This is a genomic window from Anaerophaga thermohalophila str. Valhall (genome assembly GCF_000250735.1).
GTDB classification, from domain to species: Bacteria; Bacteroidota; Bacteroidia; order Bacteroidales; family Marinilabiliaceae; genus Anaerophaga; species Anaerophaga thermohalophila_A.
In genome coordinates this window covers 1-13,922 of the sequence record NZ_AHZV01000168.1, presented here as the reverse complement: position 1 = coordinate 13,922, position 13,922 = coordinate 1, and the positions used below count along the sequence as shown (strand labels likewise).

The following is a 13,922-nucleotide window of genomic DNA, read 5'->3' as shown; positions in this document are numbered from 1 at the left end:
TAAGTAGGAATCTTTTCCTACTTTATAGACGAGCACTAAGTAGTGTCTGTCCATAAAGTACCATTTGCTGTGTTACGCTCGCCGCCAAAATACTCATTTACGAAAAGTAAACTGCGTTTTTGCCGGCTTCGCAAGCCTTGCAACTGGCACTTTCTGAACAGACACATAACAAGAAACAACTTTTGCGTAATTTATAGACGGACATTAAGTATGGCTGCATCTCCTCTTTCCTCCTATCAGTTTAAGCCCTTACAAGGTTACGAGCATTTCGAGGCAACCACGCAAATCATTATTGCCGAAATACTCAAAAGAAACCTGCCTTTTGAGATCATCGACGCCAAAAATAATCTGATAGCCGTTACCTGTAACAACAAAGAATTCATCATACACGAAGGTACTATTTCCGATGCCAATAGCCTGATCGCATATTGGATATCCAATGACAAGTGGATGACCAAACAATTTCTTTCCCGGAAAGGGATCAATCACGCTAAAGGAATGTTACTTACCGGTAATTTTAGCAAAAATGACCTCAACAATATATCGTTTCCTGTTGTTGTAAAGCCAGTGGATACCGATCATGGTATCGCTGTCAGTACCAATATAACCGGAAAAGCCGATCTTCTCAATGCCATTCAAAACGCATTCAAACACGCCGATAAGGTTATTGTCGAAGAATATCACGAAGGCAGAGAATACCGCTTTCTGGTGGTTGATGACCAGGTTCGTGCCATTGCCTACCGGGAACCAGCTAACATTACAGGTGATGGCAAACATACCATAGAACAGTTAATTGAAGAAAAAAACAAAAACCGTGGCGATGATTACACACACCCTCTTTTAAAAATCAAGATTGATGATGAAGTAAAAAGACATCTCAGTGCGCATTCCTTCTCCCTTCAAACCGTTTTAAAAAATGGAGAAAAGGTGTTTCTGAGAAAAAACTCTAACCTTAGTACGGGTGGCGATAGTATTGATGTAACCGATGATATGCCAGATTTTTACAAGAAAGTTGCAGTTGAAGCAGCAAGAGCTTCCGGACTTAAAATTGCAGGAATAGATATCATAATAAAAACCCTGAAAACATCACCCACTCATGATAATTACATTGTAGTCGAACTAAATGCACCCGCTATGTTGTCGATGCACGATTTTCCCTATATTGGCAAAAACCGGCACGTTGAAAAATATGTGCTGGATTGTATTCTTAATTCTAAATAGTTTAAATAGTTTAGAGACAAGTACTAAATAGAGCTTATCTATAAACTCGCAAAAAATTTTTACAATATGTGTGTCTGTTCAGAAAGTGCCAGTTGTAAGGCTTAGGAAGCCGCCAAAAACGGAGTTTACTTTTCGTAAATGAGTATTTTGGCAGCAAGCGTAACACAACAAATGGTACTTTATGAACAGACACTAAATAGTGCCTCGAAATGACTCATACAGATAACCTCACTGAATTACAACACAAATCACAGCTAATCGAATACTTCGAAAAAGGAAACAAGCCCCCTGAAAAATGGGGCATAGGAACAGAACACGAAAAATTTCTTTACCGCAAAGACAATTTGCAGCGGTTGGGACATAGCACCACTCCGGGCATAAGCCAAATATTGCAACGAATGGTCGAAAGTGGATGGGATCCAATTGTTGAAAAAGAAAACATCATCGGTCTGACCCGCGATGGTGCATCCATTACGATTGAACCGGGTGGACAGTTTGAATTATCCGGGAAAAATTTCAAAAATATTCATCAAACTTTCGAAGAAACAAGAAAACACTTTGAAGACTTGAGAAATATCTGCAAAGAACTTGATGTCATCACCCTGGCCCTGGGCTTCGACCCGATTTGCAGCCCCGGGCAAATGCCATGGATGCCCAAGGAACGGTATCGCATAATGAAGGCCTATATGCCAACGAAGGGCAAACTGGGACATGACATGATGACACGCACGGCAACCATACAGGTAAATCTTGATTACAGTAATGAAACCGATATGATCCGGAAAATGCGTGTTGCCCAGGCACTACAACCGGTTGTAACGGCCTTGTTTGCCAACTCCCCTTTCAGTGAAGGAAAACCCAACGGGTATTTGAGCTACAGAGCTCATGTCTGGGATGACACAGACCCCGACAGATGCGGCTTTCTGCCTTTTCTTTTTGAAGATAATTTTGGGTTTGAAAAATGGGTAGATTATTTACTCGACATCCCCATGTATTTCATTATTCGAAACGGGAAGTTTATTGACAGCCACAACATTACTTTCCGTTCATTCCTTACCGGGAAACATGAGCTAAAGCCTACTCTGGAGGACTGGGACAACCACGTCTCGACAGTTTTTCCCGATGTCAGACTGAAAAGATTCATTGAAATGAGGGGTGCCGATGCCAGTTGCGTTTCACACATTGCCGCATTATCGGCATTTTGGGTAGGACTGTTATACAATCAGGATGCTCTTGACGAAGCTTATTCAATCATTAGAAAATGGGATTTTTCAGACCTGCAAGCGTTGCGTGCCAATGTACCAAAACATGCTCTGCACGCAACTTCAGGCCGACTTAACGCACAAGAAATTGCCCGGAAAATGCTAAAAATATCGGCTAAAGGACTTTCCGAACGTTCCAAACAATTAGGAATTGAAGATGAAGGACAATACCTTTGGCCCGTCATCGAAATAGCAAAATCAGGAATAACACAGGCCGAAAAGCATCTGCACAAATACCATACAGAATGGCAGGGCGATATCACAAAACTTATGCAATGCTGGCCACAGGCGGAGCCGATCAGGTAAGGTTTCAGGCAGAAGAAGGGCCAGAGGGCATGGAGCAGAAAGTAAGAAATTAACCTTGTAGAACGGGCAATCCCCCCTTTCAGTGCACTTAACCCTGGAAGTAGGTAACAGTTAACCGACAGGCAGGAGGTTGACAGGCAGAAGGCAGAAGTAATAAATTTTTTGGAATATCTTAGCCTGTTAAAAATCAAACAATCTGTTGTCCGGAAATAGTAGTTTTTGTTAAAAGAACAGCATGCTTTCGAAACTCAGGTTTTTATTACGATACACACACAGGTACAGATGGTGGTACACCGGTGGATTCATCTTTCTGGGGCTTACCATCTGGACATCTGTAACCATTCCCGAATATATCCAAAAAAGTATTGACACCATATCGCAAGGAGTTCCTGAAGCCAGAAATGAGTTTTACGATTTCATTCTTATTATTCTCGGCCTTGCCATCGTTCTTATCATTGTTCGCACGTTTTCCCGAATTTTGATATTCGTCCCGGGCCGTTTGATTGAAAAACAGCTTAAAGGTGAAATGTTCAGAAAATTATCAACCTTTGGTAAAGATTATTATGACCAGAACAGTTCGGGCTCCATTATTTCAAGAATCAATAACGACATAAACGGTGTCAGGATGATTACCGGTTTCGGACTTTTACAAACCGGTAATATTCTCTTTTCGCTGTCGGTTACTCCTTATAAAATGTGGAACCTCTCTCCAACTCTTACTTTATACTGCATCATCCCTATGGTGGTCATTTTCATCATTGTCAGGGTCGGACTGGTGATTATGGTCAAAAACACGCACAGCCGGATGGATGCCTTGCAAAAATTGTCCGGAAAAACCATTTCATTCCTATCGGGCAACAGTGTAATAAAAAGTTACAATATACATGCATGGGCCGAAAACGAAGTTGAAAAAGAGAATGTAAATCTTTTTAACTATACACTGAAAATTACCTGGGTACGGTCGTTCATCATACCATTGCTGGCCAACCTGGAACAGGTTCTGAAAATAGTGATTCTTTTTGCCGGCGGCTTATATGTCATTGAAGGAGACTTTACCCTTGGCCAGCTTACAGAATACATAGCTTATTCGGCGCTCCTGACACAACCTGTAATGGGACTGGGGTGGGTGCTGACTATTTTTCAGCAGGGATTTGTTGGCATTTCGAGCCTGCAAACAATAATGGGCCGAAAAGGTATTGACGATGATAAAAAATCATTGCCCCCTGAAAAACAGAAAAATCTTTTCGACAAAGGAATTTCCCTGAAAAATCTTACATATACCTATCATAACGGCAACCGACCAATCTTGAAAAACATCTCATTTTCGATTAAACCGGGAAAGATTATAGGTATCACCGGGAAAGTGGGTTCCGGAAAAACCACACTTATCAATATTCTGAACGGTTATTTACGTCCTTCCCCAGGACAGGTGTTTTTTGGGGAGAAAGATGCTGCCAGGCTGACCGGTAACGATATTCGAACGGTTGTTAAAACTGTTACCCAGGAAGTTTTCCTGTTTTCCGATACCATTGAGAACAACATTCGTTTTGGTGCGCAAAGAGCCAGGGTAACAAATTCGGTCGACGATGTCATTTACAAAAGTGCATTTTCAGAAGAAGTGGCACGATTCCCAAAACAGGAACAGACCCTTGTCGGGGAAAAAGGAATTATGCTCTCGGGTGGCCAAAAACAACGTATCAGTCTGGCTCGTGCTCTTTATACACCCTGCAGATTGTTAATACTTGACGATGTTTTCTCGGCTGTTGATACTGATACAGAGCGTTTTCTGATAAAACAGATATACGAAAACCATCCGGCCGAAAGCATGATCATTGTTTCAAACCGTATCAGTGTACTGGAAAAAACAGATTTTACTGTGGTATTGGATAACGGCTCTATTGAAGCTATGGGTACGCATGAAGAATTATTGAGAAAATCAGAATTCTACAGGGAAACATGGGAGCTTCAGAAGTAAACGCCGGAGGCTGAGGTTGAGGTTGAGAATACACCATATAAGACATATTAGAACACAAAAGATAAAGTTGCATCATAGATGACACAGATTAGCATAATTTGAAAAAGCATTTCAAAATTATAGGTCCCCTGGGGGATTAGGGGGCCCGGAACTCAAAACACGGAACACCAAATACGACATCAAAGCAAATTGAGGCTGAGGCTGAAGCTGGAGTAAAACGTTTTTTTAAGGAATATTTGGAAGACATATATGCCCAAACTACTGACAAATAAAGATTGGACGCTGATAAAAAGGTTCGGACGCTACTTCATTCCGCACAAGAAGTGGCTCATCATAAGCTTATCGTCAATCCCTGTTACTACAACAGCAGGAATAGCCTTTTTATGGCTGGTGGAACGCATCATCGACGATTACATTGTTCCCGGTGATGTTACGGGATTAAAGTGGCATGCCGTCTTTCTGGCAGGTGTGCTGTTACTGAATCTGTTGTTCGACGGGCTTTACAGCTATTCCTTTTCAAAAGCAGGCGGGCTGGCCATTGTTGATATGCGGCGCGAATTATTTGGTAAAACAATTCGTTTTCCAATGAGCTATTATGACAAACATCCCATAGGCGTAACATTGAGTCGTCTCACCAGTGACATGGAGTCCATCAGTGAATCTTTTGCTGCAGGTATATTAGGTCTTCTTTCAGAAAGTATTAAAACCACAGCGTTGGTGGGATACCTTTTTTATCTGAACTGGCGACTCACGCTGGTACTTCTTTTGGTGGTTCCGTTAATAATCGTTGTAATGCGTTATCTGAGGCGAAAAATAAGGGCTGCTTACAATGATTCAAGAACTTCACTGGCTAAGTCTGCAGCTTACCTTCAGGAGTCGTTGAACGGAATGAAAACCATACAACTATACAATGCTGAGGATGAAGCCTGGGACAAATACAACCGGCTCAATAAAGAATACTGTAACGCTCAGAACCGCTCCAATGTTTACGATTCGGCACTTTATTCAATTGTCGAGGGCATAACATCAATAGCCACGGCACTTGTTTTATGGTATGGCGCCATACAAATATGGGATTACGGTTATACCATGGGAGTATTGGTTGTTTTTGTAACTACCCTGGGCCGTTTATTCATCCCGGTGCGGCAGTTTGCACAGCAAATCTCCACCATACAGCGGGCTTTATCGGCACTGGAGCATATCAGTCATCTTTTCGGACAGGATACAGAAGAGGAGGAACAGATCGAAGACACCCCCTCCAAAAAGCACTTTTCGCTCAGAGATATAGAATTCAACAACGTCTCGTTTCGCTATACACCCGATGGTCAGGATGTTCTGAAAGATGTCTCGTTTCGCTTAAAAAAAGGAGACAGGATTGCACTGGTGGGCACCACAGGTTCGGGAAAATCGACTATCATCCGGTTATTGACCAAAACTTACACTGGTTATCGTGGTTCTATAAAAATAAATGGTCAGGAGCTTCGTGATATCCCATTGTCGGCCATTAGGGAAACGATGTCGCTCATGCAGCAGGATATATTCATGTTTAACGATACCATCCGGTTCAATATTTCACTCGGAAGAAAAGGCATCTCCGATAAAGATGTTGAAAAAGCTGCCAATTTTGTTTATGCCGACCGATTCATTGAACAATTGCCCGGGAAATACGATTACGTGGTGCAGGACAACGGCGACAACCTTTCAAAAGGTCAGGCTCAGCTAATTTCTTTTGCCAGAGCCATCAGCGGAAACAGCGAGCTCATTATCCTCGACGAGGCAACCAGCGCTGTTGATTCGCTTACGGAACAATACATACAGAAAGCCATCGAAAATATTTTCTCGGCGCGTACCGTTATTGCAGTGGCACACCGCTTAAGCACCATTAAACATTCTGATCTTATTCTTGTGCTGGAAAACGGAAAAATTATTGAACGCGGAAATCATGACGAACTGGTAAGACAAGAAGGGAAATATGCACACCTTGTAGAAGCCTGGGAAGAAAAAGCAGAAGAGAAAAAGCAATGAGTCGGCTCCCAAAAGAGTTATTTTTGTCAGGCTTAAGGCGTTTAGGATGTGTAATAAATGAGTGCGATCTTTGTTGTTTTAAACTTTTGCATCCTCTTTAACACAATAGATCGTCAGATTTTTAGATACAAGATGTAAGATAATTCATCAGTATAAATTATATATAAGTTATTGGTCTGATGGAACTCGCATGCAAGCATTTATACATATTCTTGTTGGGAAACCGTGCCATGCTCGTTTCGTAAAATATTGATACACTGCATCTTAATAAACAAACATTGATAGACATAAACAATTGGTTTGCAGTGTATTGTAAAAGTTTAACGCAGTATTGTATCAATGAGTTAAAATTTTAACACAAAATGAGATTGGCAAAAAGAGACTTTTAGCAGTGAGCTCAGCAATAGATTTTTTATATTAGCGGTATTTCAAAGAAATAAGATAAATTTCAGCATAAAGTAATGGAAAAAGAGATTCGTTGGAAACAGCGCTTCGATAATTTCAGAAAAGCGCTTTCTAAGCTAATCGAAGCTACTGAAGAATTTGGACCGGATTCTTCCGACATTGTAAAAGAAGGCATTATTCAACGATTTGAATTTACTCATGAGTTGGCCTGGAAGGTAATGAAAGACTATTTGGAGTACGAAGGTTTTCAAAACATAACCGGATCAAGGAGTGCTACAAGAGAAGCATTTAATAAAGGACTGATCGATAACGGACAAGCATGGATGAACATGATAGAAAGCAGAAATACTACAGTACATACATACGACGAAGATGTATTGGAAGAGGAATTCATTAAAATTCAAAACTTATATACTCCTCTATTTAAAGATTTTTACAAGAAAATGGAAGCGCTCTTATGATGTTTGGTCTGAATAAAGAAACCATTGAGAAGATAAACGCTGTTTTTCAGAAGCATCCCGAAGTTGAAGAAGTAATCATCTATGGTTCGCGGGCAAAGGGAAACCATCGTGCAGGTTCCGATATTGACATAACACTTAAGGGAAAATATCTTGATGAGAAAATCCGTTCCACCATTAGTCTTGAAATAGACGATTTAAATACCCCCTATCTGTTTGATATCTCTATTCTTGAAAAAATCAACAACCCCGAACTCCTCTCACACATAAAACAATATGGTCGAATCTTTTTCAAAAAGCAACATTAACATTTGTGAGTGCGGTCTAAAAAGTGCTCGTCTATAAAGTCGCAAAAGATTTTTACAATATGTGTGTCTGTTCAGAAAGTACCAGTTGCAAGGCTTGCGAAGCCGCCAAAACCGGAGTTTACTTTTCGTAAATGAGGATTTTGGCGGCGAGCGTAACACAGCAAATGGTACTTTATGGACAGACACTAAAAAGCATCTTTATTGCCAAACTCTTTGTTGTTTTAAACTTTTGCATCCTTATTAACAACGGTAAATTACTCTAAATTAACTCATTACACTTCAACTCAAAGATTTCGACAAGTCAGATAAACTGAAATTTTTTTTTATGGATAAATCCACTATATTGTAACCCGAAAACAAAAATGGAATATGCAATGGCAGACAATTTAGAAAAAATTGAGCTTGAGTATCTACTCAACACCTCGCCGGCCATCCTTTTCAACAGGCTGGCGACGCCCAGTGGCCTTTCAGAGTGGTTTGCCGATAATGTAAATGTTAAAGGAAATATTTACACATTTATCTGGGAAGGAAGTGAACAACAAGCCGAACAAACCCAACGCAAAGAAAACAAAATGGTTCGCTACCAGTGGCTCGATGAAGGAATGGAGGATGCATGGTTTCAGTTCGAGATTAATGTTGACGAACTGACTGGCGATGTAGCCCTTTTCATTACCGATCATGTCGACCCCGACGAAAAAGAGGACACTATAGAATTGTGGGACCAGCAGGTTGAAGTACTAAAACACGGGCTGGGTTCCTCCTGATTTTTTTTGAAGGTTTATAACAACGTTTAACTACCTTTGCATTCAAAATGTGGTACATATTTTGAATGCTTTTTTTATGCCTTTTTGATTCTGATCTGGCCAAACATTAAGGCAATACCAATCTGTTTTCAATGAAGAAAGTCCATATATTCATATTAAAAAGTTATGTGGGACCGTTGCTGATGACCTTTTTCATCTCCATGTTCATCCTTGTTATGCAATTCTTGTGGCGCTATGTTGATGATTTGGTGGGAAAAGGTCTTGAATGGCACGTTCTTTCAGAATTACTGTTTTATGCGTCACTTCAGGTTGTTCCGATGGCCCTTCCTTTGGCTATTTTGCTTGCCAGTTTGATGACCTTCGGGAATCTTGGAGAAAACTATGAGCTTACAGCACTGAAATCGGCCGGGATTTCGCTGCCCAAGATAATGATGCCCCTGATTATTTTGACGATATTAACTTCAATCGGAGCTTACAAATTTTCAAACAATGTACTTCCTGTGGCCAATCTTAAGCTGGTATCTATATTGCATGGCATAAAGGAAACCAGGCTGGAACTCGATATCAAAGAAAACGTTTTTTATCAGGGAGTCGATGATTTCAGCATCAAGGTGAAAGAAAAAGACCCCGATAAAAATATGCTTTACGATGTAATGATTTATGACCATCGCGACCGTTATGCACGAAACAGCAATGTAACCCTTGCAGACTCAGGAAAGCTGATGATGTCGGAAGACAAGAAATTTCTGCAGCTCACGCTCTATAACGGCATTCGGTACGACGAAAAAATCGGAATGGAAAGTCAGCGCAGGAACAATGAAGAACACATGTTCCGTACCGATCATTTCAAAAAGCAAACCGCCATTATTCCTCTAAAAGGATTTGATTTTTCGAAGACCGATGAAAACCTGTTTAAGCATAGCGACCGGATGAAAAATCTCGACCAGATTCAACACGATCTGGACTCACTCAATGGTGAAAAAACAAAATTTGTTGACAATCTGAGAGACCGTTCTAAATCTTTTTTCTTTTCCAAAATCAATTACAACAGAAGAAGAAGCACCAATGTCCAGAAAAATCAACAAAATATCTATCAGATAGATTCGAGTAGGATTGTAAATACAGACAGTATTTTTAATACCATGTCCAACACACAAAAACAAATGGTCCTGGATATGGCTATGCGACAGGCCCGCAACACCAAACAAACCATTGATGAGCGCCTGAAATTTATAGAACAAAAGGACGGTGTTATCCGGCGTCATAAAATGGAGATGCACCGAAAATTCACGCTCCCGTTTGCCTGCCTTATCTTCTTTTTCATCGGTGCCCCGCTGGGTGCCATCATCCGGAAAGGCGGTCTGGGTATGCCGGTGGTTATCTCAGTGCTTTTTTTCGTAGCTTATTACATTATCGATACCATGGGGGCAAAAATGGCTCGTGAGGGGGTATGGCTGGTATACCAGGGAATATGGTTATCCTCAGCCATTTTACTACCGCTGGGAATATTCCTCACTTACAAATCGGCCACCGATTCGGCCATTATGAATGCAGATGCCTATACTATTTTCATAGAAAAATTACTTTCTAAATTCAAAAAAAGGTAAAAAAATTACAGAACATCAGTCATTGCTACTGAATATTATTTGTGTAATTTTGCAATCTTTAAATGACAATCATATAGATCATGGGCAGCAACTCCGATTTTCAATTAAATACAATAGATGAAGCCATTGAAGCCTTCCGCAAAGGAGAACTTGTTATAGTTGTTGATGATGAAGATCGCGAAAATGAAGGCGATTTTATTACTTCAGCGGAATTGATCACTCCCGAGAAAGTCAATTTTATGACCAAATACGGCCGGGGACTTATCTGTGCACCTCTGGTTGAAGAACGCTGCGATGAGTTGGAACTGGACCTGATGGTAGGCAAAAATACATCACTTCATGCCACTCCATTTACTGTATCGGTTGATTTACTGGGACACGGTTGTACAACAGGAATTTCTGCATCCGACCGGGCCAAGACCATAAAAGCCCTGAGCGATCCGGCCACAAAACCTGAAGATTTAGGACGTCCGGGGCACATATTTCCGCTTAAAGCCAAAGAAAAGGGTGTTTTACGACGCGCAGGTCACACCGAAGCTACTGTTGATCTGGCAAGACTGGCAGGTCAACAGCCGGCAGGCGTTCTTGTTGAAATCATGAACGACGACGGGTCCATGGCGCGTCTGCCGCACTTAATGGAAATTGCCCGAAAATTTAATCTTAAAATCATCTCAATAAAAGACCTGATTGCTTACCGTTTGCAAAAAGAAAGCTTAATTATAAAAGGTGTACAGGTACATTTGCCCACAGCCTACGGTGATTTTCAGTTTATCCCTTTCAAACAGAAATCGAATGGTCTTGAGCACATGGCTCTTATCAAAGGAACCTGGGAGAAAGACGAACCCATATTGGTCAGAGTACATTCATCCTGTGCAACCGGCGATATTTTCGGTTCTTTACGCTGCGAGTGTGGTGAACAACTGCACAAGGCAATGGAAACCATTGAAAAAGAAGGAAAAGGAGTAATCGTTTATATGAACCAGGAGGGACGCGGGATTGGTCTGATGAACAAAATCAAAGCTTACAAACTCCAGGAAGAAGGACGTGACACCGTTGATGCCAATACTGATCTCGGTTTCGAAGCCGATGAACGCGATTACGGCGTAGGCGCCCAAATATTACGTGAACTTGGCGTTACAAAAATGCGATTGATGACCAATAATCCCATTAAACGCATAGGCCTGGAAGGTTACGGTCTTAAAATCGTTGAAAACGTGCCCATCGAAGTAGAACCAAATCCTTACAACGAGTTCTACATGCATACCAAGAAAGAAAGAATGGGGCATAACCTGAAATTCTTCAAATACATGGACACTCCGGCAAATTTTAAGAAAGAAGACTAATTTCTTCAATAGATCGTTAGATTTTTAGATGCAAGATGTAAGATAATTCGTAAGGTACTGACACATTGCATCTTAGCAAACAAACATTGATGGGTATAAACAATTGGTTTGCAGTGCCTTGCAAAAGTTTAGCGGAGTATTGATCTTATATCTAACAAAAAACACAAATCGCTCAAAACATGTTATTTATGCACTTTTGTTAGCTTCTTTAATATGTCAGTACCTCTAAAACATTGCTACTGACTATTGACTATTGACTATTGACTATTGACTATTGACTACTGACTATTGACTATTGACTATTGACTACTGACTATTGACTAAAACTACTGACTAAATTACTTATATCTAAAAATCTAACGATCTACTGATTTGATATATTTCAGCTTCTGCAGTAAAGCAATTCTGTAAGAAAAGGAAAACACCCCGATAGCAAAAGCGTTGTTCCATAACGTCCCGAAGTTTTAATAGCATCATTTTTCTTATATTTGTTAAAAACAAAACTGCTATGCAAGACCTGAAGATCGTTTTCATGGGTACCCCGGAATTTGCTGTAGAAAGCTTAAAAGCCCTTATTGAAGCAGGAACCAATATAGTTGGTGTTGTAACAACGCCAGATAAACCAGCAGGAAGAGGCAGAAAACTCACGCCCTCTCCGGTAAAAAAATACGCCTCGGAAAAAAGTCTGAAAGTCTTGCAACCGGAAAAACTAAAAGACCCTGAATTTCTCAGGCAGCTGGAATCGTTGCAGGCAGATATTCAGGTAGTAGTTGCATTCAGAATGCTGCCCGAAGTTGTCTGGAATATGCCTCCCCGGGGCACCTTTAATCTTCATGCTTCCCTCCTTCCGGAGTACCGCGGAGCGGCTCCAATCAACTGGGCCATTATCAACGGTGAAGAAAAAACCGGAGTAACGACCTTCTTTCTTAAACATGAAATTGATACCGGAGACATCATTTTCCAGGAAGAAATTCCCATTCTCCCCGATGATAATGCCGGAAGCGTTCACGACAAGCTAATGGTACTCGGTGCAAAACTGGTTGTTAAAACTGTTAATGCAATTGCAAATCAAAATATCTCACCAAAACCTCAACCACACAAACAAGGTAAACCGGCCCCAAAAATCTTTAAAGAAGACTGCAAAATTGACTGGTACAGAGATTGCGAGACCGTTCACAATAAAATCAGAGGACTAAGTCCTTATCCCGCAGCATGGACAGAGCTCTCTGCTCCCGATGAAGAAGAAAACAAAATTCTGAAAATTTTCAAAACTGAAAAGTCCGGATCTTCGGGATTAAACCCGGGGGACATATATTGTGACGGGAAAAAAATAATTCTTGCCGGCACCCGTGATGGTGATTTGAAAATAAAAGAGCTTCAACTGGCCGGAAAAAAAAGGATGACTACAGAAGAATTTCTGAAAGGGCATAATATACCTGATGGATCTTATTTTATTTCATAATTTGGGGAAGGCATGTTGATTATTCAACACACCTTCCTTCAATAAAAATTATTCATCGTCGTGATAGACGAAAGTTACTTTGTGTCCCTTCCCCCTATTGTTACATATATTGTTGAAAAAAGCTGCTGCAGCTTGTATTTTTATGGTTTCTCCCTTCTTATTTACTACATCCCAATATCTTACTATTTCATACTCATTCTTTATAAACATGTCATGCGCTGTTTGTAAACGCTGATGCATCTCTTTAGGAACAACAGTAGTAAAGTGTTTGCCGGTAAGTTCGCCCGGATCGTACCCGTATATCTGATTATACCTGTTGTTCACATGTACATAGTATCCATTTTCGTCAGTTACACAGATGCCTAGTTCCTTTTCTGCATCAATAATCTCTTTAGCCTTTGACGGATTGTCAGCTATTTCCTTTTTGATTTCTTTGGTTCTGAAAATGTTGATTCTTCCCATGGTAAAAAAATTAAACATTAATTAGTGTCTGTCCATAAAGTGCCATTTACTGTGTTACGCTCGTCCGAAAATTACTCATTTACGATGAGTAAACTCCGTATTTTCGGACTTCGCAAGCCTTGTAAATGACATTTTCTGAACAGACACACATATTGTAAAAATCTTTTCGAGTTTATATACACCCACTATTTAATGAGCTTACTGATTTATATACCAAAGAAACCAAAAAACCCAAATTTTGTTCAATCTTTATGATTTATTAGTTAAACAAAATTTATTTAAACATTCTTTTCCCGCTCAAATTTCAGAGACCAATCTAACCTG

General features: G+C 40.4%; 11 protein-coding genes. 10 read left to right on the top strand and 1 reads right to left on the bottom strand.

Going from position 1 to position 13,922, the window contains the following annotated elements; translation table 11 throughout:
- The first annotated feature begins 210 nt into the window (after positions 1–210).
- The 10 genes from OQ5_RS0108955 (at position 211) to fmt (ending at position 13,136) form a co-directional block, all read left to right on the top strand.
- Positions 211–1,221 (top strand): glutamate--cysteine ligase, encoded by a 1,011-nt coding sequence (locus OQ5_RS0108955; protein ID WP_016777164.1) that lies wholly within the window; start codon positions 211–213, stop codon positions 1,219–1,221.
- Between the two features lie 209 nt (positions 1,222–1,430).
- Entirely contained in the window at positions 1,431–2,789 is a 1,359-nt protein-coding gene (locus OQ5_RS0108950; protein ID WP_016777163.1) for a glutamate--cysteine ligase, read from the top strand.
- A 235-nt stretch (positions 2,790–3,024) separates the two neighbouring features.
- Positions 3,025–4,764, top strand: a complete 1,740-nt coding sequence (locus OQ5_RS0108945) for an ABC transporter ATP-binding protein (RefSeq protein WP_016777162.1) — start codon at positions 3,025–3,027, stop codon at positions 4,762–4,764.
- Positions 4,765–5,013: 249 nt separating this feature from the next.
- On the top strand, positions 5,014–6,789 hold the full coding sequence (locus OQ5_RS0108940) for an ABC transporter ATP-binding protein (protein WP_016777161.1): 1,776 nt from the start codon (positions 5,014–5,016) through the stop codon (positions 6,787–6,789).
- 461 nt (positions 6,790–7,250) lie between these two features.
- Positions 7,251–7,655: a nucleotidyltransferase substrate binding protein gene (locus OQ5_RS0108935; protein ID WP_016777160.1), complete on the top strand. Its 405-nt coding sequence runs from the start codon at positions 7,251–7,253 to the stop codon at positions 7,653–7,655.
- The gene (locus OQ5_RS0108930) at positions 7,652–7,960 is read left to right on the top strand and encodes a nucleotidyltransferase domain-containing protein (RefSeq protein ID WP_016777159.1); all 309 of its coding nucleotides are present in this window, start codon (positions 7,652–7,654) and stop codon (positions 7,958–7,960) included. Before OQ5_RS0108935 ends, OQ5_RS0108930 begins: the two co-directional genes overlap by 4 nt.
- A gap of 374 nt (positions 7,961–8,334) precedes the next feature.
- On the top strand, positions 8,335–8,724 hold the full coding sequence (locus OQ5_RS0108920) for an START-like domain-containing protein (RefSeq protein ID WP_016777157.1): 390 nt from the start codon (positions 8,335–8,337) through the stop codon (positions 8,722–8,724).
- Positions 8,725–8,855: 131 nt separating this feature from the next.
- Positions 8,856–10,331 carry an LptF/LptG family permease gene (locus OQ5_RS0108915; RefSeq protein ID WP_016777156.1) on the top strand — a complete coding sequence of 492 codons (1,476 nt, stop codon included), beginning with the start codon at positions 8,856–8,858 and terminating at the stop codon, positions 10,329–10,331.
- An 80-nt stretch (positions 10,332–10,411) separates the two neighbouring features.
- Positions 10,412–11,674 carry a bifunctional 3,4-dihydroxy-2-butanone-4-phosphate synthase/GTP cyclohydrolase II gene (locus OQ5_RS0108910; protein WP_016777155.1) on the top strand — a complete coding sequence of 421 codons (1,263 nt, stop codon included), beginning with the start codon at positions 10,412–10,414 and terminating at the stop codon, positions 11,672–11,674.
- Positions 11,675–12,182: 508 nt separating this feature from the next.
- A complete protein-coding gene (gene fmt, locus OQ5_RS0108905; protein WP_016777154.1) occupies positions 12,183–13,136 on the top strand; it encodes a methionyl-tRNA formyltransferase in 954 nt (317 codons plus the stop codon).
- Positions 13,137–13,184: 48 nt separating this feature from the next.
- Here fmt and OQ5_RS0108900 read toward each other — a convergent pair whose 3' ends face one another.
- Entirely contained in the window at positions 13,185–13,598 is a 414-nt protein-coding gene (locus OQ5_RS0108900; protein WP_100221905.1) for a PAS domain-containing protein, read from the bottom strand.
- Positions 13,599–13,922 lie beyond the last annotated feature (324 nt).

What these genes read in the sequence shown, in the direction of transcription:
- OQ5_RS0108955 (WP_016777164.1), top strand. Translation starts at nt 211, where the DNA reads ATGGCTGCATCTCCTCTTTCCTCCTATCAGTTTAAGCCCTTACAAGGT.
- OQ5_RS0108950 (WP_016777163.1), top strand. Translation starts at nt 1,431, where the DNA reads ATGACTCATACAGATAACCTCACTGAATTACAACACAAATCACAGCTA.
- OQ5_RS0108945 (WP_016777162.1), top strand. Translation starts at nt 3,025, where the DNA reads ATGCTTTCGAAACTCAGGTTTTTATTACGATACACACACAGGTACAGA.
- OQ5_RS0108940 (WP_016777161.1), top strand. Translation starts at nt 5,014, where the DNA reads ATGCCCAAACTACTGACAAATAAAGATTGGACGCTGATAAAAAGGTTC.
- OQ5_RS0108935 (WP_016777160.1), top strand. Translation starts at nt 7,251, where the DNA reads ATGGAAAAAGAGATTCGTTGGAAACAGCGCTTCGATAATTTCAGAAAA.
- OQ5_RS0108930 (WP_016777159.1), top strand. Translation starts at nt 7,652, where the DNA reads ATGATGTTTGGTCTGAATAAAGAAACCATTGAGAAGATAAACGCTGTT.
- OQ5_RS0108920 (WP_016777157.1), top strand. Translation starts at nt 8,335, where the DNA reads ATGGCAGACAATTTAGAAAAAATTGAGCTTGAGTATCTACTCAACACC.
- OQ5_RS0108915 (WP_016777156.1), top strand. Translation starts at nt 8,856, where the DNA reads ATGAAGAAAGTCCATATATTCATATTAAAAAGTTATGTGGGACCGTTG.
- OQ5_RS0108910 (WP_016777155.1), top strand. Translation starts at nt 10,412, where the DNA reads ATGGGCAGCAACTCCGATTTTCAATTAAATACAATAGATGAAGCCATT.
- fmt (WP_016777154.1), top strand. Translation starts at nt 12,183, where the DNA reads ATGCAAGACCTGAAGATCGTTTTCATGGGTACCCCGGAATTTGCTGTA.
- OQ5_RS0108900 (WP_100221905.1), bottom strand. Translation starts at nt 13,598, where the DNA reads ATGGGAAGAATCAACATTTTCAGAACCAAAGAAATCAAAAAGGAAATA.